The 24,519-nt window shown below is 41.7% G+C and carries 21 protein-coding genes; 13 read left to right on the forward strand and 8 right to left on the reverse strand.

All coding sequences use genetic code 11. The features are described from left to right. Positions 1–46: 46 nt before the first annotated feature. From H3299_RS03370 to H3299_RS03380, 3 genes are all read left to right on the forward strand, one after another. The gene (locus H3299_RS03370; protein WP_182418912.1) at positions 47–832 is read left to right on the forward strand and encodes an ATP12 family chaperone protein; all 786 of its coding nucleotides are present in this window, start codon (positions 47–49) and stop codon (positions 830–832) included. 164 nt (positions 833–996) lie between these two features. Beyond that, positions 997–1,143: a hypothetical protein gene (locus H3299_RS03375; protein ID WP_182418913.1), complete on the forward strand. Its 147-nt coding sequence runs from the start codon at positions 997–999 to the stop codon at positions 1,141–1,143. Beyond that, positions 1,115–1,288, forward strand: coding sequence for a hypothetical protein (locus H3299_RS03380; protein ID WP_182418914.1), 174 nt, complete (start codon positions 1,115–1,117; stop codon positions 1,286–1,288). The genes H3299_RS03375 and H3299_RS03380 overlap by 29 nt, the downstream gene beginning before the upstream one ends. Before the next feature lie 12 nt (positions 1,289–1,300). On the opposite strand, the gene H3299_RS03385 is transcribed toward H3299_RS03380, so the two are convergent. The 5 genes from H3299_RS03385 to H3299_RS03405 all read right to left on the reverse strand — a co-directional run bounded on the left by H3299_RS03385 (position 1,301) and on the right by H3299_RS03405 (position 8,275). Then, on the reverse strand, positions 1,301–1,918 hold the full coding sequence (locus tag H3299_RS03385) for a MarC family protein (protein ID WP_182418915.1): 618 nt from the start codon (positions 1,916–1,918) through the stop codon (positions 1,301–1,303). Between the two features lie 98 nt (positions 1,919–2,016). Then, the gene (gene fhuB / locus H3299_RS03390; RefSeq protein ID WP_182418916.1) at positions 2,017–3,990 is read right to left on the reverse strand and encodes a Fe(3+)-hydroxamate ABC transporter permease FhuB; all 1,974 of its coding nucleotides are present in this window, start codon (positions 3,988–3,990) and stop codon (positions 2,017–2,019) included. Continuing rightward, the gene (locus H3299_RS03395; protein ID WP_182418917.1) at positions 3,977–4,885 is read right to left on the reverse strand and encodes an ABC transporter substrate-binding protein; all 909 of its coding nucleotides are present in this window, start codon (positions 4,883–4,885) and stop codon (positions 3,977–3,979) included. The genes fhuB and H3299_RS03395 overlap by 14 nt, the downstream gene beginning before the upstream one ends. A gap of 73 nt (positions 4,886–4,958) precedes the next feature. Continuing rightward, positions 4,959–7,094: a TonB-dependent siderophore receptor gene (locus tag H3299_RS03400; protein ID WP_182418918.1), complete on the reverse strand. Its 2,136-nt coding sequence runs from the start codon at positions 7,092–7,094 to the stop codon at positions 4,959–4,961. A 308-nt stretch (positions 7,095–7,402) separates the two neighbouring features. Next, positions 7,403–8,275 (reverse strand): AraC family transcriptional regulator, encoded by an 873-nt coding sequence (locus H3299_RS03405; protein WP_182418919.1) that lies wholly within the window; start codon positions 8,273–8,275, stop codon positions 7,403–7,405. A gap of 296 nt (positions 8,276–8,571) precedes the next feature. On the opposite strand from H3299_RS03405, the gene H3299_RS03410 reads away from it, so the two are divergent. The 8 genes from H3299_RS03410 to H3299_RS03445 all read left to right on the forward strand — a co-directional run bounded on the left by H3299_RS03410 (position 8,572) and on the right by H3299_RS03445 (position 17,683). Then, a complete protein-coding gene (locus H3299_RS03410) occupies positions 8,572–9,351 on the forward strand; it encodes an ATP-binding cassette domain-containing protein (protein WP_182418920.1) in 780 nt (259 codons plus the stop codon). Positions 9,352–9,742: 391 nt separating this feature from the next. Beyond that, positions 9,743–12,553 carry a DNA gyrase subunit A gene (gyrA, locus tag H3299_RS03415; protein ID WP_256434230.1) on the forward strand — a complete coding sequence of 937 codons (2,811 nt, stop codon included), beginning with the start codon at positions 9,743–9,745 and terminating at the stop codon, positions 12,551–12,553. Between the two features lie 254 nt (positions 12,554–12,807). Beyond that, a complete protein-coding gene (coaD, locus tag H3299_RS03420; protein WP_182418922.1) occupies positions 12,808–13,305 on the forward strand; it encodes a pantetheine-phosphate adenylyltransferase in 498 nt (165 codons plus the stop codon). Positions 13,306–13,459: 154 nt separating this feature from the next. Continuing rightward, entirely contained in the window at positions 13,460–14,020 is a 561-nt protein-coding gene (locus H3299_RS03425; RefSeq protein WP_246708198.1) for a peptidylprolyl isomerase, read from the forward strand. Between the two features lie 147 nt (positions 14,021–14,167). Beyond that, complete coding sequence (locus H3299_RS03430) at positions 14,168–14,677, forward strand: peptidylprolyl isomerase (protein ID WP_182418924.1); 510 nt, start codon at positions 14,168–14,170, stop codon at positions 14,675–14,677. Positions 14,678–14,837: 160 nt separating this feature from the next. Then, a complete protein-coding gene (queA, locus tag H3299_RS03435; protein WP_182418925.1) occupies positions 14,838–15,920 on the forward strand; it encodes a tRNA preQ1(34) S-adenosylmethionine ribosyltransferase-isomerase QueA in 1,083 nt (360 codons plus the stop codon). 1 nt (position 15,921) lies between these two features. Then, a complete protein-coding gene (tgt, locus tag H3299_RS03440) occupies positions 15,922–17,052 on the forward strand; it encodes a tRNA guanosine(34) transglycosylase Tgt (RefSeq protein WP_182418926.1) in 1,131 nt (376 codons plus the stop codon). Positions 17,053–17,200: 148 nt separating this feature from the next. Continuing rightward, positions 17,201–17,683: a heme-binding protein gene (locus H3299_RS03445; RefSeq protein WP_182418927.1), complete on the forward strand. Its 483-nt coding sequence runs from the start codon at positions 17,201–17,203 to the stop codon at positions 17,681–17,683. Positions 17,684–17,833: 150 nt separating this feature from the next. On the opposite strand, the gene H3299_RS03450 is transcribed toward H3299_RS03445, so the two are convergent. Continuing rightward, on the reverse strand, positions 17,834–18,823 hold the full coding sequence (locus tag H3299_RS03450) for a hypothetical protein (protein ID WP_182418928.1): 990 nt from the start codon (positions 18,821–18,823) through the stop codon (positions 17,834–17,836). Positions 18,824–19,381: 558 nt separating this feature from the next. Here H3299_RS03450 and H3299_RS03455 point away from each other — a divergent pair. Next, a complete protein-coding gene (locus tag H3299_RS03455; protein ID WP_182418929.1) occupies positions 19,382–20,368 on the forward strand; it encodes an LLM class flavin-dependent oxidoreductase in 987 nt (328 codons plus the stop codon). Positions 20,369–20,492: 124 nt separating this feature from the next. On the opposite strand, the gene H3299_RS03460 is transcribed toward H3299_RS03455, so the two are convergent. Beyond that, complete coding sequence (locus H3299_RS03460; protein ID WP_182418930.1) at positions 20,493–22,121, reverse strand: hypothetical protein; 1,629 nt, start codon at positions 22,119–22,121, stop codon at positions 20,493–20,495. Between the two features lie 126 nt (positions 22,122–22,247). Then, entirely contained in the window at positions 22,248–22,721 is a 474-nt protein-coding gene (locus H3299_RS03465; protein ID WP_210276134.1) for a PACE efflux transporter, read from the reverse strand. Positions 22,722–22,893: 172 nt separating this feature from the next. On the opposite strand from H3299_RS03465, the gene H3299_RS03470 reads away from it, so the two are divergent. After that, positions 22,894–24,390 (forward strand): CoA-acylating methylmalonate-semialdehyde dehydrogenase, encoded by a 1,497-nt coding sequence (locus H3299_RS03470; RefSeq protein WP_182418931.1) that lies wholly within the window; start codon positions 22,894–22,896, stop codon positions 24,388–24,390. Positions 24,391–24,519: the final 129 nt, after the last annotated feature.

Genomic DNA, 24,519 nt, shown 5'->3' on the forward strand with positions numbered 1-24,519 from the left:
TATAAAGTGCTTATGAGCTAGATGACCAAAATATAGGAATAAAATTATGCGTAATGTTTTTACCGACATAGAGCCTTGGGATGATGAAAAAGACCCGATGGTATCAGCTCAGGAGAAAATGAAACATAAATTGCCCAAGCGTTTTTATGAAAAAGCTGAAAGCTTGGCAAGCGAAAATGGCGTTGAAATACGTCTTGATGGTCGTTCGGTCAAAACGCCCGCCCGTAAAATTTTAGAGCTTCCAAACCAAGCATTGGCAGATTTAATTGTGCAAGAATTTAATGCGCAGGTTGATGTAATTGATCCAGCCAAAATGCCAATCACTCGTCTTGCTAATACGGTTATCGATGGCATAGCCGAAGATAGTGAGCCGGTAGTTGAAGATCTATTACGCTTTGGTCTTTCTGATTTACTTTTTTACCGTGCATCCGCGCCAGTAGAATTGGTGGAGCGGCAACAAAAATTATGGGATCCTATACTTGATTGGGCAGAAACACGCTTAACCACCCGCTTTACTTTAGGTGAGGGGGTAATGTTTATTCCCCAGTCTGATAATTCAAGTTGGGCAATTCGCAGCTATTTACAAAATTATTTTGCTAAGCCTTTCGAATTGGCAGCTCTTCATATGTTGACAACTTTGTCTGGTTCAGCATTGATTGCTTTTGCGATAAATGATGGTCATTTAACTGTCGAAAATGGTTGGAGGATTGCTCATCTCGATGAAGATTGGACCAATGAGCAATGGGGTGAGGATGAAGAAGCGATGATGCGGCGCTCTAACCGAGAAGCCGAATTTTATGCTGCATCTGCAGTGCTTACGGCATTAAAATAAAATCTGACTTTAGGGACCTTTGTATTAGAGCTTTTTTTAGAAAAGTGTGAAGCGGTTTTCGGCCAAAAACGCGGTGTAAACAATGGATTAGAGCGCCGATCTGATCTAATCAGATCGAAATGCGCTCTAATTTTAAAAGTTCAATAAGTTTTGGGGAGAAATTTATGAAAGCTATTTTTTATGATGCTTTTATGCAAAGGCCACAAATAGCCAATTTACCTGATCCAACACCACATGATAATAGTGTGGTTATTGCCGTTAAAGCAACGGGGGTTTGTCGCCTTGATTGGCATGCAGGCTTGGCGTTATGATGCTATGCTTGATATGATTTTGGCTGGAACGATCAAACCACAACAACTCACTGGTCACTTTATCACCTTAGAACAAGGTATTGATGCCTTGAGATCTATGGATAAATCAAACAATATTGGTATGAGCATTATCAATAGCTTTTAATTGTTTTTAAGTTCATAAAAACAGCGATTTTATACCATCGGCCACTAATTGTACCGCAAGGGCTGCGAGGAGTAGTCCAAACAAGCGTGTAACAATGGAGCGACCAGCAACACCAATTAAATGGTCAATTGCTGGTGAAAGCCGCATGAAAAAATAACAGCATATAACTGCGATAAAAAGCACGCCAAGGGTGATTGCTTTGCCGCTCCAGCCAGGATTATTGCCGGCCATTAAGATGGTTGCTGAAATAACGCCAGGGCCGGCAATCATTGGCATAGCAAGGGGAAATGCAGCAATATTGGTAATGTGATCCTTGGTAATAATGATTGCGGCGGTTTTTTCCTTACGTTCGGTGCGTTTTTCAAAAATCATTTCAAAAGCGATGAAAAACAGCAAAATACCACCAGCTATTCTAAAAGCACCAAGCGATATACCTAGGGTTGTTATGATCTGCGTACCAACAAGGGCAAAAAATGCCAATATCACAAAGGCAATTGTTGCAGCAATGATAGCTGTTTGCTTTTGTTCCTTACCATTCATGCCGACACTAAGCGACAAAAAGATTGGAATAAGACCGGGCGGATCGATCGTTACCAATAGGGTAATTAATGTATTTAGAATCTCAATCATTGCTACTTCGCTTAAATGCTTTGTGGTTTTTGTTATGCACTAAAATGCATAATGCATCTAGTTGAAATTTTAATTATATGCACTCGCAAAAATAATTTTTACAGTTTAGCATTTTTAGAGCGTTGCGATAAAATCAAGATAAGACAAAATCCACCAATCAGCGAAGCAAAAAGCCCGGGCGGTAAATTATAAGGAAACGCTATTATGCGTGATAGCCAATCGGTTATTGCCATAATCACCGCACCTAATAAAGCTGAAGCAATCATAAAACTGCGTGTTTCATTAATACCATAATATCGAGCAATATGCGGAGCAATTAGCCCAACAAAGCTTAATGGCCCAATCATTAAAGAGCCTATCGCTGTTAAGCTTGTGGCGGTAACAACAATTATCGCGCGTACCAAACCATTTGGAAGACCTAAGCTACGCATTGCAACATCACCTAGCGGCAAAATGGTTATCCAACGGGATAGGGCAAATATAATGAAAAGAGCTACAACAAGTATAACGGTGGCGAAGGCAATTCCCCAGCTAGTTGCTTGCGTCGTTGTACCACTTAACCAGCCTAACAAAGCATAACCTTGTGGTGTGCCTGTCGCAATTAATGCGGTTAAGACAGAGCTTGCCATAGCGCCAAAACCAACGCCCGCTAAAAGTAATTTTTCAGAGCCGAATTGCCCACGCATTGCCAACAGCATAATAAATAGGATTGAAATAAATGCACCAATGGCAGCACCCATCCATTGTTCGGCAAGGCTTGGGCTTGCAATAGTTAATAAAACAAGGGCAAGACCGACGCCTGCGCCAAGACCAGTTCCTAATATTTCAGGGCTGGCGAGTGGATTAGCGGTGAGACGCTGCAATAATGCACCTGCTAGCGCAAGACATGCTCCCGAAATCATCGTAAAAAGTAGCCGCTCAAAGCGCAGATCAATAAAATCATAAAAAAGCGTGCCGGTTGCCACAAATATGCCTTGTGTCCCACGTCCTAAAGTCAAAGCACTGAGGGTGACCAACATCAAAATAATTACAAGTATAGCAATAAAGCTGAAAGGATGACGGGCGCGCCTAACAATGTCGCCAGTTTGACTGTTTGGCCATTCAAACATTCTTAATTTGGGTAGCATCCATAATAAAAGTGGACCGCTAAGCAAGGCGGTTGCTGCGCCAACAGGAATATCGGTATGAGTAAGGGTTTGAATTAAATATGTTAGGCTATCGGTTGCCCATAAAAGAATTGCGCCAATGATTGGGGATGCAACCATCATTTGTTTGAGTGATCTTGCTCCCGAAAGTCGCGCCAACGCAGGTCCTACCAAACCGACAAAGCCTAATATGCCAACTTCTGCGATAATAAAGGCGGCTATCGAAACACTAATCATAATCACAAGCAATCGAATAGCTAAAAAGGAAACGCCAAGGCTTCGCATATTAGCATCATCAACATTAAATAATGTCAAAGGGCGTAATAGAAAACTCGCAAGAATAACGCCGATTATAATCTTTACTGATAGCCAAAGAAACGGTGTCCAACTTAATTGTTCCAGTGAGCCGCCCCCCCAAACAAATAGGGAAAAAACATAATCACCATTGGCAAGAATAAGCGCAGTTGAAGCAGCTGTCGCGGTTAATGAAATAATCATTCCACTTAAAATAACCGATGCAGGCTCAAGCTGTCTTTTACGGTTCAGCAATAAGACCAATAAAATAGCACTAAATGCACCAATAAGTGCTAGCCATTCGCGGCTTAACCAAGTGGCAGGCATATATAAAATACCTAGCGTCATAGCAAGCTGCGCACCTGATGCGATGCCAAGAGTAGTTGGCTCAGCAAGGGGGTTGCGCAATATTTGTTGCAAAAGCAGCCCCGATAATGCAAGGCCAGCACCGCAAATTATAGCCATAGCGCTGCGGGGCAAAATCATATTAAGCGCAATGATATGCTGTAGTTTTTGCATATCCATATTGCCGGTTGCGCTGTTCCACGCATTTAAAAATTGCACCAAGGTAATGATCGCTGCAAAAATACCTAATGCCGACCAAAATATTATGATTTTTCTATTTTTCACCATCGGCCTCGAACCAGTGTTTTGCTAAAAGCGAGATAAAATGTTGTGCTGTTGGCAGGGCGCCAAAATGATTAAGTGGTGGCAAAAATAGAAAATGACCTTGTTTGATCGCTGGTAATTCATTCCATAATTTATTGTCAGGCAGTGCTTGGAGGGTTTGCTCTTCCGTTGGCCCAATAATGATAATTCCGGCATCAGGCTTTTGAGCTAATTTTTCAATGCCAATATGGGCATAGGCTGAATAGCTTGTATCGCTGCCCCAAGCATTATTCAAACCAATATCCTTGAAAGCTGCACCAAAAATACTGTCATTACCAAATGCACGAAAATTGCGACCATTGCCAAGATTGATAATGAAATAATCACGCCGTAATAATTTTGCAAATTGAATGCGCTTTTGTTGAATAAAAGCGTCATATTTCTTTATAAATTGTTGTGCCTTTTCAAAGCAGCCAAGGCGTTGCCCTAACTCTAAGGTTGCTTTGGTAAGGGTTGGACGGGGCGAAAGACCCTGCCCAAAGACAATAGGCGCCCAAACTGGCGCAATTTTTTCCAATGTTGGACGCTGATATTCATAAAAATTAGATGCGATAATGAGTTTGGGGGCTAAAATACGCAGGAGTTCATAATTGGGGCTGCCACGCAAACCAATATCGGCTACACTGCCTGGCATAGGCGGTTGAATTTGCATTTTTTTATATTGGCGCAATTCCGTTGCCGCTAGAGGTATTGTGCCAATGGCTAGGGCGGTTTCAAGCATAGCCCAGTCGATTATTGCAATATCGCAAAGGCAATATTGCAATGCAGCATTTTCTGCGATGCTATGGGTAATATTAAAATGGCTCGAAAAAAAAGCCGCGCAGGACAGCGATAAAAAGTGTCGGCGGCTTAATTCCATATTGTGTTTCCATATCATCGTGTTGAGGTAAAAGCGCTTTATTTTTTGTAGTCAATAAAGCGCTTATATTATCTTACCATTTCGTATGCATGCGTAAAAGGGTTTTACGCCCCTCGCCATAGCTGCAAACAAAAATGCCTTGGCAACCTGATACATAGCCCTTGTTGAACAAGTTGGTGACGTTAATATCGACGCCCCAATTATCTTTTTCATAACCAAGTTTTAAGTCGGCAAGAGTAACTGCTGGTACTTTAAGGGTGTTTTCTTCATCTGCAAAAGTTGAGCCAACATAGCGCACACCGCCGCCTAGGGTTAGACCTTCAAGCTTGCCACTGCTAATGCGATATTCTGTAAATAAGGCTGCCTGTTGTTCTGGAATAAGGTAAGGACGGTTGCCAATCAGGCTCGGTGTTGTTTCATCGTCCTTGATTTTGATCTTGGAGGTGGTGAAATTGCCAATGAGTTTCCATGATTGCGTAATATTGGCTTGTACTTCTAATTCAAAGCCGCGTGAATTGACTTTGCCAAGCTGGGTGCGTGCAAAACTTGAACCAGTTAAGGAATTTTCCTTGGTTAAATCAAACAATGATGCAGTGATTAAGCCATCAAAGAATTGTGGACGGTACTTCATGCCGATTTCATATTGCGTTCCGGTTTCAGGCTTGGCGTAGCTGTTGTCAAAAAGCGTATCAATGATTGGATTAAAAAATGTTGCAACGCTAGCATAGGGTGTTAGCCCGTTGTCAAATTCATAACCAAGACCAGCACGACCAGACCAGCGTCCCGTATTATACTCATATTCAGGTAAGCCTTTGGCTTTGGTCCAAACATGGTCATAACGGCCATTTAAAGTTAAAATCCAACCTTCGCCAAACTCCATGCGGTCTTGGGCATAAATACCAAACTGGTTGCGAGTTAATTTTTGATCAATATAAGGATCCCACATTGGGCCCTGTGCTGCGCCATAAACAGGATTATAACCGTCAATAACAGTTGCGCTGCCGGTTTGTTGCATTTGGTTGATTAAAAAATACCGATATTCAGCCCCAAATAATAAATTATGAGTAATTGCTCCGGTATTTACACTACCTTCAAGCATATTGTCGGCAACAAAAGTGTTTACTTCCGTATCATGTTTAAAATTTATACGTGCAACATTGGGATTATTTAAACTAGGCTGTGATAAAAACCCCTCATAGCCATATGCGTAAAGGCTATGTTCTTTAACATGGGCATAGCCATAACGTACATTTTGGCGGACAGTCCAATCATTGTCAAAGCGGTGCTCAAATTCATAGCCAATACTAGCCTGCTCACGGTCATAAGAATCGACAGAGGGCTCAGTATAGTTGATAGTTCGTGGAATTTTGCCAAATTGTGTTGGCACCACCGTGCCATAATAAGGTAAGAAGCCGCCGCCATCATGGGTTAAGTCTAAATGGGTGTAATGGCCTAAAATTGTAAGCCGCGTTGCTTCATCGGGTTTAAATTCAATGCTTGGAGAAATGACACCGCGAAATTCCTCTGCATGGTCGGTATAATTATTGCCACCTTGAATTTTGCCATTAACACGATAGCTTAAAGTATCCGTAACCTTGTCACCCATGTCAAAACCAATATAGGCGTTACCATAGCTGTTTACGCCAATTTCAGTTTCGCGGATACGGTCAAATGTCGGGCGTTTGCTAATGTAGTTGACAATGCCGCCAGGGTTTGCACCGCCATAAAGGGCTGCTACAGGTCCTTTTAATACTTCAATGCGCTCGATATTATAACTATCAATTAAAAAGCCACCAAAACCGTAGCTAAAGTTTTGCAAACCATCAAGATAGGTTCCAGTTTGGGTTGCATCAAAACCACGGATATATATCCAATTGGTATCATTATCGACGCCAAAAGGTTGGGCAAAAACCCCCGCTGTATAGCGTAGCGCCTCATCAAGCTTTTGTGCGCCAGTCGCATCCATTTGGTCGCGGCCAACAACCGAAACTGATTGAGGAATTTTACTAATATTCACAGCCGCTTTTGAGCCTGTAGCGGTTACTTGGGGCACAAAACCATCGACTGGGCTTACGGCTGTATCATCATTATTTATAACTACGGTTTCTAGAGTAGTATTGGAATTTTGTTGGGCATTTGCATAAGTGTGACTAAGCGATGTACTTGCTGCTAAAGCAAGTAAAAATGTAAACAGACGTGGTGATGCCATTGATTGAAACCCTTTAGGCTATAAAATAACAATTGTTGATTTGAGTGTATAAAGCCGATTTAGGTGCTATAACTAGTATGGTTGCAACTGATTGCTAGACCGAACTAAATGGCAATATGAGAAATATGATTTTTTAATTCATATTTTAATAAAAAGCTTGTCTGATATTTTGAATTTTTGAATGATATTGCTTAAAAAGCTAAACACAAAAATCAAATTGAATTAAAAAAAGCGTCAAAGATCATGGGGAAATGCGAATCTATAAATAAAAGGTTCGATTATTTCCCTTGTCTCAATTTCTTCATCTTTCAGTTAAATATTTTTACCCATTCCTTTGGTGTTGTGCCATTTATTTTTTTAAACACGCGTGTAAAATGAGCTTGGTCAGAAAAGCCGATTGTTGTTGCTATATCAGATAAGGGACGTTGTTCGCGCTCTAATAATAGTTTAGCTTTTTTTATGCGGCGCTGCATTTGAAAACTTAATGGCGAAATACCTGTAGTCATTTTAAAGGCTGTACAAAAATAGGATTTAGAAAGACCGCAAATGTTGGCAAGTTCTTCAATCCTTATGATACGATCGTAATTATTTTCAATAAATTGAGTTACTTGTTTTAATTGGCGTTGGCTAAGGGTGCCAGAGCGCTTTAAAGGGATGTGGGTTATTTGAAAAAGTTCTGCAACCAGTGCGTGTAGTAAGCCTTCACTAAATAAATTGTGCAATGGTGTTTGGTTGTTGCATTCTTGCGCTAATAGATTTGCAATTTGTGCAATGCGTGGGTTTTGAAAAAATAAATTAGGCTGATTGATGAGTTGGATATCGATGCAACCTTCAAAATGTTGTTGTAAAAGATCAATATCGAAATGAATATCAAGATGCTTTAAAAAGCCAGATTTTGTAAGATGACTTGATACTGGGAAATTAGCTGGAATGTAACATAGATCCAAGGCATTCAATGGTTGGTTTGGTTTGTTGTCATGATTATTAAAAAAGCTAATCTCTGCACTGTTTTCCAAAACAAAAAATAAACGTGGTGCTTGTGAAAGATAATGTCCTTGCATGTTAGGGCTGCATTCAACCGTCCATACATCAATAATTGCGCCTTCTAAAATGCGATATTTTAGTTTATCAATTAACTTAATGCCGTCAATTTGGCATTCCATTTGGGGATGAAAGCTCAAAAAGCTTGCTCCTTTAGTTTTAAGGCTTATTAACTTTTAACTTCGTAAAAGATATAAACTTAAGCACCACCTTGCATATGACCCTAGTTGTTCATGCTCGAAATGATATTTGCTGATGTGTTTGATTTAGGCGTAAAATAGCCATTGCAATCGCATGATCTATATCCTAAACTCTTTTAACTTGTTTATAACAGTCATGTTTACTATGCAATGTTTAATCTTTCTTTATTCAGATAAGTTTGTTTTACTAAGCTTGCAAATGGGCAATTGCAAATAACCTTTTTTGAAGGATCTTTATGACAGACTTACTATTTAAATTGGAAAAGGCACGTTTTACAGTGCAGGATCGTGATCTTTTAGCGCCGCTTGATATGGAGATAGCGGCGGGTAAAGTCACGGCGTTAATCGGTCACAATGGTTCTGGCAAGTCAACTTTGTTAAAAATTTTGGCACGTCAGCAGGCCGTGACCAGTGGAAATGTTGTTTTTTGCGGTCGGCCGCTTGATCAATGGAGTGGTCGCGATTTTGCCCGTCACCTCGCTTATTTGCCGCAACAGCCTGCAGTTGCTTCTGGCATGTTGGTGCATGAATTGGTGGCCTTGGGGCGCTATCCTTGGCATGGTGCGCTGGGGCGTTTTGGTGAGGATGATGCGAAAAAAGTAGCAAAGGCCATGGAGGCGACAGGTGTTTTACCTTTTAAAGATCGCTTGGTGGAAACCTTATCAGGCGGCGAGCGTCAGCGGGTGTGGATTGCAATGCTAATTGCACAGGATGCCCGTTGTTTGTTACTTGATGAACCAACCTCTGCCTTAGATGTTGGGCATCAAATTGAAATATTGAGTTTGGTACGAAGCTTATCGCTTGAGCATAATTTAAGCGTTTTTATGGTTTTACATGATATTAATATGGCTGCGCGCTTTTGCGATTATGTTTTTGCTTTAAAGAGCGGAAAACTAATTAAGCAAGCAAGTGCTCTTGATATTATGACGCCAGAAACCTTGCAAGAAATTTATAATATACCAATGGAAATATTAAAGGATGCCCATGCGCAGCAGAAGGTAGCGGTTCCGCTTTAGTTGTATATAGGCGCGAATATTTGGGACATAAGTGATTTTGTTTATTGCTTGAGGCTTGCAGGGTCTTTTAATATTGCCAATATGTGGCGGTTAAATCGTTTCATGGTGATGTTTTAAAATGATAATAAATTTATCATCCAATGAGCAAACATATGCTCATTATTATAATTTTGCCGTATTTTAGTCTGTATTTATGTGTTTTCGATAAAATATAAGCTTTGTTTTATGCTTTATAATTATTCATCCACTGATTTTTCAGTTGATTTATTTAAGTTGCTGAATTTATAGATTTATTTATTCAAAAAAACAGGCGTCTAAATTGGCTTTTTATAACGCTTTCGGCTATAACAAATAGAATTTTGAGTCGTAATTTAACAGAATGGTTAAACACGTGAACGATCAGATATTGCCACCCGATAGCGGTGACGTACAAGGTATTGAACCAGTAAACATTATCGAGGAGATGCAGCGCTCCTATCTCGATTACGCAATGAGCGTTATCGTGTCGCGCGCTTTGCCCGATGTGCGGGATGGTTTTAAGCCTGTACATAGACGTATTCTTTACGCCATGAACGAAATGGGATTGGCTTATAATAAACCATACCGTAAATCTGCCGCTGTTATCGGTGAGGTTATGGGTAAATATCACCCTCATGGTGATGCTTCAATCTATGATGCTTTGGTGCGTATGGCGCAAGATTGGTCATTGCGCGATCCGTTGATTGATGGGCAGGGCAATTTCGGCTCGATCGATGGTGATCCACCAGCCGCTATGCGTTATACTGAGTGTCGCTTGGAAAAGCTTTCCGATACTTTGCTTGGCGATATTGATAAGGAAACTGTTGATTTTCAAGACAATTATGATGGTTCAAAGCAAGAGCCTGTTGTTCTTCCAGCACGATTTCCTAATCTATTGGTTAATGGTTCTGGTGGTATTGCTGTTGGTATGGCCACCAATATTCCGCCTCATAATCTTGGTGAAGTAATTGATGGCTGTGTTGCCTTAATCGATAATCCTGCCATTACTTTGGAAGAAGTGATGGAAATTATTCCAGGCCCAGATTTTCCAACCGGCGGCATTATTTTAGGTCGTGCTGGCATTCGCTCCGCTTATGAAACTGGCCGTGGCTCGGTTGTTATGCGCGCCAAGGTAGAAATTGAGTCTATTCGCAATGATCGTGAAGCGATTATTGTGACGGAGGTTCCCTATCAGGTCAATAAAGCGACCATGATTGAAAAAATGGCCGAATTGGTGCGCGATAAGCGCATTGAAGGCATTTCAGATTTGCGCGATGAATCTGATCGCGATGGTTATCGTGTGGTAATTGAGTTAAAGCGCGATGCGGTTGCCGATGTGGTGCTAAATCAGCTTTATCGATATACACCTTTGCAAACCTCTTTTGGCTGCAATATGGTAGCACTTAATGGTGGCAAGCCTATTTTAATGGGCTTGATGGATATTTTACGTGCCTTTATCACTTTTAGAGAAGAAGTAGTAAGTAAACGTACTAAATATTTGCTGCGCAAAGCACGCGAACGCGCCCATGTTCTCGTTGGTCTTGCTATTGCTGTTGCTAATATCGATGAAATTATTGCGCTTATTCGTAAAGCTCCGGATCCGGCGACTGCACGTGAACAGTTAATGGAACGCCGCTGGCCTGCAGAAGATGTGACATCATTGATTAAATTGATTGATGATCCGCGTCATATTGTGCATGAGGATAATACCTATAATTTATCGGAAGAGCAGGCGCGTGCAATTCTTGAATTGCGCTTGCAGCGTTTGACTGCCCTTGGCCGCGATGAAATTGCCAATGAGCTCAATGAAATTGGCGTAGAAATTGCCGATTATCTTGATATTTTATCTTCGCGTCTTCGTATTATGACCATTGTCAAGGACGAGCTTTTAGCCGTTCGTGATGAATTTGGTAATATGGATGATAAGCTTGCCAAACGCCGCACAACTTTTGGGCTTGGTGGCTCTGATGTTGATGATGAAGACCTTATCGCCCGTGAGGATATGGTGGTGACAGTAAGTCATACCGGCTATATCAAGCGCGTTCCATTATCAACCTATCGCGCACAGCGCCGTGGTGGTAAGGGGCGTTCTGGCATGGCGACCAAGGATGAAGATTTCGTAACGCGGCTCTTTGTGGCAAATACGCATACGCCAATCTTGTTCTTCTCATCGCGCGGCATTGTTTATAAAGAAAAGGTTTGGCGTTTGCCAGCAGGCACCCCGCAATCGCGTGGTAAAGCCTTGATTAATATGCTGCCATTGCAGCCTAATGAACGTATCACCACCATTATGCCATTGCCTGAAGATGAAGCAAGCTGGGCAGAACTTGATGTAATGTTCGCAACAACCCGTGGCACTGTGCGCCGTAATAAGCTATCAGATTTTGTTCAGGTTAATCGTGGTGGTAAAATCGCCATGAAGTTGGACGAGGAACAAGATGAGATCCTTTCTGTTGCCACTTGTACCGAAAATGATGATGTCTTGCTTACCACTGCTAAAGGTCAATGTATCCGTTTTGCGGTGACTGATGTGCGTGTTTTTGCTGGCCGAAACTCGGTTGGTGTACGTGGTATTAACTTGGCTGAAGAAGATACGGTAATCTCGATGGCTATTTTAGGCCATGTTGAAGCAACACCCGCAGAACGTGCAGCCTATATCAAACGTGCGATTGCTGAGCGCCGCGCCTTAGGTAGTGATGCGGAAGATGTTATTGACAGTGATGAAGAAGTAACAGAAAACGTTGATCTTAATGATGAGCGTTATCATGAGTTGCAACGTGCTGAACAAATGGTGCTTACCGTTTCTGAATTTGGTTACGGCAAACGGGCATCTTCCTATGATTTCCGTACCTCCAATCGTGGTGGTAAGGGTATTAAGGCAACCGATACATCAAAAACCAACGAAATTGGTTCATTGGTTGCAACTTTTCCAGTTGAAAGCTCCGATCAGATTATGTTGGTGTCCGATGGTGGACAGCTTATTCGTGTGCCGATTGACGGTATTCGCATTGCTGGCCGTTCAACCAAGGGCGTTACAATTTTCAACGTTTCTGGCGGTGAAAAAGTTGTGTCGGTTGAGCGTATTTCTGATCCTGAAGACGAGGTTGGTGACGAGGGGGAAGATAATGCTTCACCTGATGCAGCTGCCATTGTAGTGCAAGCTAGCGAACCAAACGCAGAATAAGGATTTTGCTATTTGGACGGTTCTAAAGTTTAAATAGCTAGAAAAATACAATAAAAGTCCTGCAAAAATGATAAAGGTTTTTGCAGGATTTTTTTTATGGTATATGGTTCCTAATATTATTGAAAATCATTGCATTAGAGCATATTTCAATCTGGTTGGATCAGATTGCCGCTCTAATCCATTGTTTACCTGCGTTTTTTATCCGAAATCCGCTTCACACTTTTCGGAAAGACGCTCTAAATGAAAGTTAAGCCATGAAGCCAATTGGCATTTATGCGGGGTCGTTTGATCCAATTACAAATGGTCATCTTGATGTATTGCGCGGCAGCTTGAAAATTGCCGATAGGGTAATTGTTGCTATTGGTATTCATCCAGGTAAACAGCCGCTTTTTTCCTTTGTTGAGCGTAAAGATCTTATTCATGCTGTTGCGAATGATGAATTTAAGTGCGACGCAAAACGTATCGAGGTTATTGCCTTTGATAATCTAGTTGTTGATAAAGCACGAGAATTAGACGCATCTTTGCTCATTCGTGGTTTGCGCGATGGCAGCGATCTTGATTATGAAATGCAGCTTGCCGGTATGAATGCGACTATGTCGCCCGATATACAAACGGTATTTTTACCAGCAAGTATTTCAGTTCGTGCTATTACTGCCACATTGGTGCGGCAGATTGCATCTATGGGCGGCAATGTTTCGCACTTTGTGCCGGAAATTGTCGCGCATGCTTTAAAAAATAAGTTTCAATCTTAATATGCTTTGCTTATTTCAAAATATAAATTTGCATAGTATTTAAGTTTTAGCCAAGCTTCGGCTTTTCATTTGATTTTCAATAGAAAATTAAATGTAGTCAAACACTATTGGAGTTTTTATCACTATGACTTTGTTTAAAAAAATTGCAGCAATTATGCTGTTTATTGCCGCGAGTTTAGCCTTTATCGCACCTTCGTCGGCTGCAGATAATGACAATATCCTTGTTCTTACATTAAAAGATGGTGATGTTGCTATCCAATTGCGCCCCGACCTTGCGCCAAAGCATGTTGAGCAAATTAAAAAGCTTGTACGCGATGGCGCCTATAATGATGTGGTTTTTCACCGCGTGATTGATGGTTTTATGGCGCAAACTGGTGATGTGCAATTTGGTAATTTGAAAAAAGGCTTTGATGCCAATTCTGCGGGTATGGGTGGCTCAAATTATCCAAATATTAATGCAGAATTTTCAAAAGAACCATTTGTGCGTGGTACTGTTGGTATGGCGCGGAGCCAAAATCCAAATTCAGCTAATTCACAATTCTTCATTTGTTTTGATTCAGCATCAAGCCTAAATGGTCAATATACTGTTGTTGGCAAGGTTATCAAAGGTATGAACGTGGTCGATAAAATTAAAAAGGGCTCTAGCAGCGATAATGGTAAAGTTGAAAATCCTGACCATATTATTAAGGCAGGTCTTGTATCTTCAGTAAAATAACCCAAATAATTTAATACGCGCTCATGACTGGGTGCTTTCTCATTTTTAAGCGGATAGTTTATTTTTAATTCTATTAAAACTCTATCTGCTTATTGACATAATTGGCCCTTTGCATAAAAAGGGAAAAAACAACAGGAGTAATGTCGAATGGCTTATAAAGATCCGGAAAATACCCTCATCCTTGAAACAACCAAGGGAAATGTAGCAATTGAGCTATTTCCTGATCTTGCTCCTGGTCACGTAGAGCGTATTAAGGAACTCGCTCGCGAGGGCGCCTATGATAATGTTGTGTTCCACCGCGTAATTGATGGTTTTATGGCGCAAACTGGCGATGTTGAATATGGTAAAACCGATTCAGCTAAGTTTAATGCAGCGCGTGCTGGCATGGGTGGCTCTTCAAAGCCAGATCTTAAGGCAGAATTTTCTAATGCTAAGCACGTTCGTGGTGCAGCTTCAATGGCGCGTAGCCAAAATCCAAATTCAGCGAATTCACAATTCTTCATCTGTTTTGAAGATGCATCATTTCTTGATCGCCAATATACCGTTTGGGGTCAAGTGATTGAAGGCATGGAAAATGTCGATAAAATCAAGCGCGGTGAGCCTGTGCGTGATCCAGATGTTATCTTGAAGGCATATGTTGCCTCTGACGCTGAGTAAATATTTGATTAGTCGAATAAAGCGGGGCATAGCAATATGCTCCGCTTTTTTATGTCATAAACTTGCATAGTAAGTTTAAAATATGACTATCAATCACCAACACAAAACCTTATGCTAAGTTTTACCCTTTTTATCCATGTTCCAATAGTTAGTTATTTCCATGAATGTAGACCTTTTTGATTTTGAATTGCCGGAAAGCCATATTGCTTTGCGCCCTTTGGTGCCGCGCGAGGCTGCAAAATTATTGGTCGTTGATGAAAGCCATATTCCAAGTGATTTCCATATTGGCGATTTACCGCAGCTTTTGCGGGCAGGGGACGCATTGGTTTTTAATGATACTAAGGTTATCCCAGCGCGGCTTGAAGGCACACGAACACGCGGTGAGGCTGTCGCCCATATTGGTGCAACCCTGCATATGCGCATGTCACCTAATAGTTGGAAAGCTTTTGTGCGCCCAGCCAAACGGTTAAACGAGGGCGAGATTATTGTCTTTAGCAAGGCAGATCAAAGATTGGAAGCGCAGGTTAGTGAAAAGGGGGAAGCTGGCGAAATGCTGCTTACCTTCGATAAGTCTGGCGCTGAACTTGATAGTGCGATAGCCTTTATTGGGCATATGCCTTTACCACCTTATATTGCGGCAAGGCGCGGTGAAGATGCACAGGATACCAAGGATTATCAAACGGTTTTTGCGCGTGAAGAGGGCGCTGTTGCTGCACCAACTGCGGGCTTGCATTTTACCAATAGCCTACTTGATAGTTTGAAAGAAAAAGGGCTCGAACAGCATTTTGTAACTTTGCATGTTGGTGCGGGTACATTTTTACCGGTTAAAGTAGATGATACGATTGACCACAAAATGCATTCAGAAATTGGTCATATCAGCCAAGAGGTTGCAGATCATTTAAATGCTGTGCGCGCACGCGGTGGGCGTATCGTCGCCGTTGGTACAACTGCATTGCGTTTGCTTGAAAGTGCGGCAAAAGATGATGGTAGCTTAGCAGCATGGTCTGGTGCTACCGATATTTTTATAACGCCCGGTTATCGGTTTAAAATTGTTGATCAGTTGATTACCAATTTCCATTTACCGCGTTCAACGCTGTTTATGCTGGTTTCAGCTTTTGCTGGATTAGATGTGATGAAAAACGCCTATATGCATGCAATTGATAATGACTATCGTTTTTATTCTTATGGCGATAGTAGCTTATTAACGCGCAATGATGATGCTTTAAAACTGCAGGATAAATAAAATGAGCGAAAATTTTACCTTTAAATTGATTGCAGAAGATAAAAAGGCACGGCGCGGCGAAATCACCATGCCACGCGGCACCGTTCGCACGCCGGCCTTTATGCCTGTTGGCACGGGCGGTACGGTAAAAGCCATGTATATGGATCAGGTTAAAGACCTTGGCGCAGATATTATTCTTGGCAATACCTATCATCTAATGCTGCGCCCGGGGGCGGAGCGGGTTGCAAAGCTTGGTGGCTTGCATGAATTTGCCCGTTGGCAAGGGCCAATTCTTACCGATTCAGGCGGTTTTCAGGTAATGTCCTTAGCGGGTTTACGTAAATTAGATGAAAAAGGTGTCACCTTCCAATCCCATATTGATGGCCGTCGCTATGAAATGTCGCCTGAACGCTCGATTGAAATTCAGGGCTTACTTGATTCAGATATCCAAATGCAGCTTGATCAATGTGTGGCATTGCCAGCGACCTTTAATGAAATGGAAAAAGCCATGGAATTATCCTTGCGCTGGGCACAGCGTTGTAAGGATGCCTTTGGGATTCAGGCTGGCAAGGCGATGTTTGGTATTGTGCAGGGTGGTGATAATGTGCCTTTGCGTGAACGCTCAGCAGAAGCATTAAAGGAACTGGATCTTAAAGGCTATGCCGTTGGCGGCCTTGCGGTTGGTGAACCGCAACAAGTGATGATGGATATGCTGGATGTTACTTGTCCAATTTTACCACGTGAAAAGCCACGCTATTTGATGGGTGTTGGCACGCCTGACGACATTATTAAAGCTGTTGCACGCGGTATTGATATGTTTGATTGCGTGATGCCCACGCGCGCTGGGCGCCATGGTTTGGCTTTTACGCGCTTTGGCAAGGTCAATCTACGCAATGCACGACATAATGAAGACCACCGCCCACTAGACCCTCAATCTTCTTGCCCTGCCGCGCGTGATTATAGCCGCGCATATTTACATCATTTGATAAAATCCAATGAGGCTTTAGGTTCAATGTTGTTAACGTGGAATAATCTTAGCTATTATCAAGACTTAATGGCAGGCATAAGGGCAGCGATTGAAGCTGGCCGATATGATGATTTTTGTGGTGAAACCAGCGAAGCTTGGGCCAAAGGTGATATGGCACCGCTTTAGGTGCAAGGGATAAACAATCAAAGCATTATTGTTTCTTGAAAGCGAGAAACGGTAATGTCATAGTAGTATCGTACTAAAAGTGACAATTTAAAAATATCATTTGCAGTTTACTGCATATAATCGATTACCCTTAAAAAGGATAGCTATTATGAAACGCATATTGATGATTTTATCTCTTGGTCTTTTGCCTAGTTTTGCTTTTGCACAAGATTTGCCAACAGCACCCTATTTACCATTAAGCCTTGCGGGAAAGGCAGCTCATGCAGCTCTTGATGCATGTGCGGCTAAGGGGCATAATGTTAGCGTTGCCATTGTCTTAAGAGACGGTTCAACCAAAGTGTTGTTAAAAGCAGATCAGTCGGGTCCTCATACGGCAGGCAGCGCGCAAGGCAAGGCATTTACATCGGCTGCTATGGGACGCGATAGCGCTAGCCTTGCGGAATTTATTGCCAAAAATCCAGAAAATGCAGGCCTTCGTGATATGGATGTGCGTTTTGTTATCCAAGGCGGTGGTTTGCCAATTAAAATTGGTGATGCATTGGTTGGTGGTATTGGTGTTGGTGGCGCGCCAAGCGGTGCTATTGATGCCGAATGCGCCCAAGCTGGCATTGATGCTATTGTCAAAAAATAATTAGGGATTAGGATATCTAGCAGTTTTTCAATCTTTGCTAGATATCCTTTTAAAGTAAAAATTAAATAGATAGTGATTAATTAACTGATTGTTTTATATAAGGTTTGTATAAATATCACAAAGCTCGTCTTCGTTGTTTTTGCGTGGTTTTTATTTGTTTTTACCAAGCAATTTTACCAAATCATCGCGAAAATCTTTGCAGTCACTTTCGCCTTTGCTAATCCCTAGATCATACCAAGCAATAATTTTGGTGTATTCCTCTTGATAATCTTGTGGTTTTTGTAGCATTTTGGGTGCCAAATCAGGATAGAGATAACTATGTCCAAGTAAGCATATTGACTTTTTGTTGCCCGCAATTGCGGCAGCAAGATAGTTGGCTTGGGCATCCTGTTTCTTTTTATAAAATTCTTTATCACCTAGTGCTTTTAAATGATCGCCACTGATGCGGATGCCATTTTGCAAAAGTGCCGCTTCATGTACTTCTTGGGCGGACTGATCGTCACCTAAAAGCCGATATAACTGTGTTAAATAGATAGGGCTACGTAAATTAAATTCAAAAATCTTAGCGTTTTTTACACAAAGATTTAATGCATTATTGAGTTTTTCTACATCTTCTGTTTGTTTGCTGGTTTGCATGAGAATGGTAGGTGAAATGCTAAATACCGCTTCATCGCATTCATTCCAACCCAATTGTTCTTCAATTTGCATTGTTGCATAAAGCAGTTGTTTTTCACCTTTTGCCGTTTGAACAAGGAATTTTGTATTCTTAATGACCATATCAAGTTCCTCGATATTAGATACTTGACCATTGGTTTGTTTTTTGAATCGTTTGTAATAATCATTACCGATTAGATAATTAGGTGTAAGGATGCCTTCTACCCCAGCAATATATGCTGTGCCCGCAATTTCAATCGCATCTAAATCGTTGTTTTGTGCTGTCTCTAACACTTTTAGCAATAGGGCTTTATCTTTTAGACAAGTCAAAATATCGTCAAACTTGCTAATTTCTTTTAACTGTAAAACGGTTTTATAGGCCTGCTCAGTGTCCGCAGGACAGCGTTCGTTTGTATTTTGTGCTACCGCGCGATAACTAGTAAGAGTTAAAAATACAAAAATAATAAAAGCAATAATATTCTTCATGATACCCCAAATCTAATTTAAAACTTTACCATATTCTGATCATTTTGGCGACGTTTACAACTTTAATTTAGCTTAAAATACTATTTGCCAACAATATAAATCACTGTAAATCATTGTAAGGCTATTTTTTTCATTAGTTTTATTTCACATGTAAAAGCTTTAGGGTCAGCACCGATTAATTTGAACGAAATGGTATGACGAAATTTTTGTGAGAACCCAAAGATTAAATACGAGAAGAGTTGCCGAGAAGTATGAATATTTTCAAAGCTATTCGACAAAGTTATCACGAAAATTTAACATATCCTGAAAGGACACCAAAACAGCTGTAATCACAGCGTCGTAAAGCTCAAATGAGTATACCACCCACTTTTCGCTTTCCTTCTTTTATATTTTTGCTGTTTATTGTGCCATTTCATGTAAATTAATGAGTCCTGACCCTAAGCATTTAGCTGCCTATGCGTTTATTTTCACTCTTGAATTTGTGCCCTCGCAAACCCAAATAATTTATAAATTAAGTTAAACACTAATGGCGCGTTGACGCGTGAAAAGATAGGGCAAATGAAACTTTCCGTTCTTGATTTATCCAATGTTCCTGAAGGGAGCGCGCCTAAAGATGCTTTGCGCAATTCTATAGACCTTGCACGCCATGTCGAGAACCTTGGTTTTAAGCGTATTTGGTATGCTGAACACCATAATATGACAGGTATTGCCAGTGCCGCGACTGCGGTTTTAATTGGTCAAGTAGCGGCAGTCACCAATAAAATTATTTTAGGATCGGGCGGCATTATGCTGCCCAACCATTCCCCTTTGGTTATTGCCGAGCAATTTGGAACGCTATCGGCGCTTTATCCAGGGCGTATCGAATTAGGTTTAGGGCGCGCGCCTGGCACCGACCAGCTTACTGCACGCGCCTTACGCCATCGTCACGATCTTGATGCCAATTCTTTTCCCCAAGATGTGGTGGAACTGCTTGGTTATTTTAAAGAGGCATCGCAAGGACAGCAAGTTCGTGCAGTTCCAGGAGCTGGAGAAAATGTGCCAATTTGGATTTTAGGCTCCAGCCTTTTTGGCGCGCAATTGGCTGCAATTTTGGGGCTTCCTTATGCTTTTGCTTCGCATTTTGCGCCAGCTGAGCTTGACAATGCGTTAAAAATCTATCGGGAACGGTTTGAGCCTTCAGAGACTTTAGCAAAACCACATGCAATGGTGGCGCTTAATGCCATTGTTGCCGATAGTGATGAAGAAGCCCAATATCTCTTTACTTCGTTGCAACAATCCTTTGTTAATTTGCGCACTGGCCGCGCAGGTCCATTACCGCGCCCGCAGGATAGTTTTGCTAAAACTTTGCCAGAGCAATTCCAGATGATCCTTGAGCAAACGCTTTCATGCTCGGTTATTGGTTCACCGCAAACTGTACGCGAAGGCCTTACTAAATTATTGGCGCGCACTAAGGCTGACGAGCTGATTGTTACAACAACGGTTCATGATCATGAGGCGCGCAAAAAATCGTTCACGTTGTTAAGTGAGATTATGGAAACGTTGTAGATTGAATTATTTTCTATTCTTTTGTTAGTTAGAAAATGTATGAGTGTTGGTATCACATGAAGCCATTTCATTGTTTATATTAAAGCCTATCAGAGAAAATCTTCTGATAGGCTTAAATTTTCACTTATGCGGATGGATATAGGGCTTCTAAAATAAAGGTCGCATTAAAACGTGGACTCATCATGCCATAAGTCGAGCGCCATTGCCCACCTAATCGGCTTTCAACAAAGGCGTTGGCTACCATGTCAATATCTAGGCGGCTTAAAGCGGCAGCAGCAGCAGTATAGGCAAATTGTTCCATCAGCAAAAAGGCCGATCCGCTATCATTAACGGCCATTTTAGCCGCCACTTGCAAGACTTCGGCAGTTCTTGGCCCGGCGGATCCAATATTGCCAGCAAGACCAATAATAATATTTTCAAAATGATCGGGGTATTTTTTTACAGCTTTTATAAAATCTTGAATATGATCATTGGGCGTTTTTTCAAAACTGCGATTGCGCGCAAAAAAACGTAAGCCGCGATGGGTACGTTCACCCTTTTGAAGTGGGAAATTAGTTCGGGTTGTGATGGCGCAATCGGTAATTTGGCGGGCGAGTTGTTCACTCCAATAGGCAACAACCGGGCGTAGAAGCTCTGCCCAAACTGCCTGAACTTCATTTTGTGCAGCAATGTCGATGGATTGGCCAAGCCGCAGGGTCAAAACTGTTAAAGCGGCGCAGTCGAGTGCGGCATCGGCCAACATGCGGCCATAAAATATATTTTCTTTGCCGTTTTCTTTTTCCATGCGCAATAAGTCAACTGCAACGCGCATGGCACTGCGAGCTATGCTGGCACTTATCACGGCATTATCATTGCCAAGATTGTCAAATACTTCGTTGATGATTGTTGTAAACTGATCTTCCTTGGCAACAAGCCAACCGGCACTCTGCTCAAAGATCATACTGGCAAAAGGTGCAGTAAGGATTGATGCATCTTGAATGGCAGGGCGCAAACTAATGCCATTTAATTGACCAGAACCAAGCAAACGTGGAACAAGGAAAAGGCATGGCTTGTCCTTAATGACAGCGCTTACTAAAAAGCCATCTGCAACTGGATTTATAACCCTTATTTTTTCGCCGCTGATGCGAAAAACGCTATCTGCGCCTTCGCCGTCTTCATACATGGCTTCAGCTTTTGCTGTGCAAGCTGATATAGTGCTTTTGCCTGATGCTAATTCTTGGATAGCAAGGGAAATACTTGCCCCTTCCTTGCGTGGAAAGGCAATACGGGCAGGGTCATGCATCGGACTTGCAAGTTGTGGCTGCCATTGTTCATAAAGCTCCTCGCAATGGCGAAGTGCGCCAAGGCCAGCGCTTGATATGCATAATTCTTGTAAATGGCCAGTTTCCAAGCCGCCAAGCAAAAACAACCTCATCATACGTGTTTGGGCACGTTTTCCTTCTTCTTCAGGATTATCCTCATAAAGCGAACCTGCAATGCCCGCCGCGCGAGACCTCGTTAATAGGCTATGATAGGCTGGGTGGATATCAACATCTTCAAGCAGTTCGCCCCATTGATTATAAAGGTTAAGCATTGGCAAGTGACGATGGGCAAGGCGCGCGCGCTCATCGGCCTCTATGCTTGCGGTATAATCGCCAAGATCAGAAAAGGATGGTAGCAGTGAAATATCAAGCTGTGATGCTGTTTGAAACAGGATAGGATCACTGAAGAAATAATTGTCACTGGTTTTTAATTTGCTGTTTTCTGCTTGCAACCGAATATTCCTTGAAAATTAAAGAGCCAATTAATCCAACTGATTGATAATTGCACGATATATAGTTTAAATGCACCATGCCATAGAAATTTTGAATATCAAGAGATAATCTTAGAAGTTAAAGATTTAACTTTTGGCAGTAAAGTGAAGATAAATCTTATCATAGATATAATTGAAAATTATGGAATAGGGGAGGAAGAACAGTAAAAGCCCTATATCTAGGACAAATGCATACCAAAGACTGATATTTAGATAGAATGCAATGCATGGCAATGTAAAGATTAATAAACCGCCTTCAAAGCCCAATGCATGTAAAAAGCGAACCAATTTGCTGCGTGAAAAGCGATATTTTTTTTGTAATTGGTCGAATGCAAAATTAAAAATACCATTCCAAGCTGTTGCTATAAGTGAAATGATTATTGATAATACGCCCATACTTACCAAGCTTTTTCCTTCTATAACGACAAGAAAAAGTGCAGTAAGAATAATGGCGATGACTTCAAAAATTGTGGCATGTAAAATGCGCGCGAAAAGACCGCGCTTTATCAGCCTGTCATCATGATTATGTTCTAGTACATCATTTGATGCCTGCTGTTGCAATTTTTGCTCCCAAGTAAAAATAACTTAACTACAATTTATTGTAATGGGTAGTCAATATTTTCTATTTTTAATCTATGCATAAATTTGCACAACAGATAAGGAAAAATGCTTGTTCCTTAAACGGTGTAAAGGCATTATTGTGCCTTAACGACATTTTTAGTGGAGGAAAAACATGCGAAATATTGGGCATTTTATTGGTGGTAAAAATGTGGCGGGTAAAAGTGGCCAAGAGGCTGATGTATTCCAACCGTTTGATGGCTCAGTCATTGGCAAGGTTGCCTTAGCAAATAGTGCTGAAATAAATGAGGCGCTAGAAAACGCAAAGCAAGCTCAGCCAGCATGGGCAGCTGTAAATCCACAGCGGCGCGCGCGCGTGATGCGAAAGTTTTTATCTCTTATTGAAGAGGAAATTGACAGCCTTGCAGAATTATTGGCAAAAGAACACGGCAAGACAATTGCTGATGCTATTGGTGATATTCAGCGCGGCTTGGAAGTGGTTGAGGTAAGCCTTGGCGTTCCCCATATGCAAAAAGGTGAATACACAGATGGGGCAGGACCTAGTATTGATACATATTCCATGCGCCAAGCCTTAGGAGTTGTGGCAGGTATTACGCCATTTAATTTTCCGGCAATGATCCCGCTTTGGATGTGCGGACCCGCTATTGCTTGCGGCAATGCGTTTATTTTAAAGCCATCAGAGCGTGATCCTGGTGTTCCTATGCGCCTTGCTGAATTATTTATAGAGGCAGGTGGTCCTGAGGGAATTTTAAATGTTGTAAATGGTGGAAAAGAAGCAGTAGATGCTTTGCTAGATGCACCGGGTATTAAAGCGATAAGCTTTGTTGGCTCAACTGCTATTGCACAATATATTTATGGGCGCGCCGCCGCAAATGGTAAACGGGTTCAAGCTTTTGGTGGAGCCAAAAACCACATGCTCATCATGCCAGATGCTGATATGGACCAAGTAGTTGATGCTTTGATTGGTGCGGGCTTTGGTTCTGCTGGTGAGCGTTGTATGGCCATTTCTGTGGCTGTGCCAATTGGAGAAGAAACAGCTGAACGTTTGCTTGAAAAGCTTATCCCACGCATTAAAGCGCTTAAAGTTGGCTCGTCACTTGACAAGCAGGCTGATTACGGCCCGGTGGTTACCAAAGAAGCCAAGGCTCGCATTTTGGATTATGTCGATATTGGCGTTAAGGAAGGTGCAAATCTTGTAATTGATGGTCGTGGTTTTAATTTGCAAGGCTATGAAAACGGTTATTATGTTGGCCCATGTCTATTTGATAATGTGACGCGCGATATGCGCATTTATAAGGAAGAAATTTTCGGCCCAGTTTTATCAATTGTGCGTGCTGCTAATTATGAAGAAGCACTTAGCTTGCCTAATGACCATCTTTATGGCAATGGCGTTGCAATATTTACCCGCGATGGCGATACGGCTCGTGATTTTGCCGCCCGCGTTGAAGTTGGCATGATTGGCATAAATGTGCCTATTCCAACACCGGTTGCTTATTATACATTTGGCGGCTGGAAAGCCTCGGTATTTGGTGATCTTAATCAGCATGGGCCTGATGCATTCCGCTTTTATACACGCACAAAAACTATTACTTCGCGTTGGCCTTCCGGCATTCGTGAAGGTGCAGAATTTTCTATCCCGACTATGGAATAAGCATGTTATAAGTTAATTTTTAAGGCGGGCTATAAGTCCGCCTTTTTTATTGGTATTTTTGTGCTAGATATTAAAACATGCGTTAAAGATTAATATCGCATTTATAGCTATTATAATATTGGAGTTATT

It is taken from the genome of Bartonella sp. HY038, from assembly GCF_014117425.1.
Lineage (GTDB): Bacteria > Pseudomonadota > Alphaproteobacteria > Rhizobiales > Rhizobiaceae > HY038.

Coding starts and splice junctions, on each gene's coding strand:
- H3299_RS03370 (WP_182418912.1), top strand. CDS start 47: ATGCGTAATGTTTTTACCGACATAGAGCCTTGGGATGATGAAAAAGAC.
- H3299_RS03375 (WP_182418913.1), top strand. CDS start 997: ATGAAAGCTATTTTTTATGATGCTTTTATGCAAAGGCCACAAATAGCC.
- H3299_RS03385 (WP_182418915.1), bottom strand. CDS start 1,918: ATGATTGAGATTCTAAATACATTAATTACCCTATTGGTAACGATCGAT.
- fhuB (WP_182418916.1), bottom strand. CDS start 3,990: ATGGTGAAAAATAGAAAAATCATAATATTTTGGTCGGCATTAGGTATT.
- H3299_RS03395 (WP_182418917.1), bottom strand. CDS start 4,885: ATGGAATTAAGCCGCCGACACTTTTTATCGCTGTCCTGCGCGGCTTTT.
- H3299_RS03400 (WP_182418918.1), bottom strand. CDS start 7,094: ATGGCATCACCACGTCTGTTTACATTTTTACTTGCTTTAGCAGCAAGT.
- H3299_RS03410 (WP_182418920.1), top strand. CDS start 8,572: ATGACAGACTTACTATTTAAATTGGAAAAGGCACGTTTTACAGTGCAG.
- coaD (WP_182418922.1), top strand. CDS start 12,808: ATGAAGCCAATTGGCATTTATGCGGGGTCGTTTGATCCAATTACAAAT.
- H3299_RS03425 (WP_246708198.1), top strand. CDS start 13,460: ATGCTGTTTATTGCCGCGAGTTTAGCCTTTATCGCACCTTCGTCGGCT.
- H3299_RS03430 (WP_182418924.1), top strand. CDS start 14,168: ATGGCTTATAAAGATCCGGAAAATACCCTCATCCTTGAAACAACCAAG.
- queA (WP_182418925.1), top strand. CDS start 14,838: ATGAATGTAGACCTTTTTGATTTTGAATTGCCGGAAAGCCATATTGCT.
- tgt (WP_182418926.1), top strand. CDS start 15,922: ATGAGCGAAAATTTTACCTTTAAATTGATTGCAGAAGATAAAAAGGCA.
- H3299_RS03445 (WP_182418927.1), top strand. CDS start 17,201: ATGAAACGCATATTGATGATTTTATCTCTTGGTCTTTTGCCTAGTTTT.
- H3299_RS03450 (WP_182418928.1), bottom strand. CDS start 18,823: ATGAAGAATATTATTGCTTTTATTATTTTTGTATTTTTAACTCTTACT.
- H3299_RS03455 (WP_182418929.1), top strand. CDS start 19,382: ATGAAACTTTCCGTTCTTGATTTATCCAATGTTCCTGAAGGGAGCGCG.
- H3299_RS03470 (WP_182418931.1), top strand. CDS start 22,894: ATGCGAAATATTGGGCATTTTATTGGTGGTAAAAATGTGGCGGGTAAA.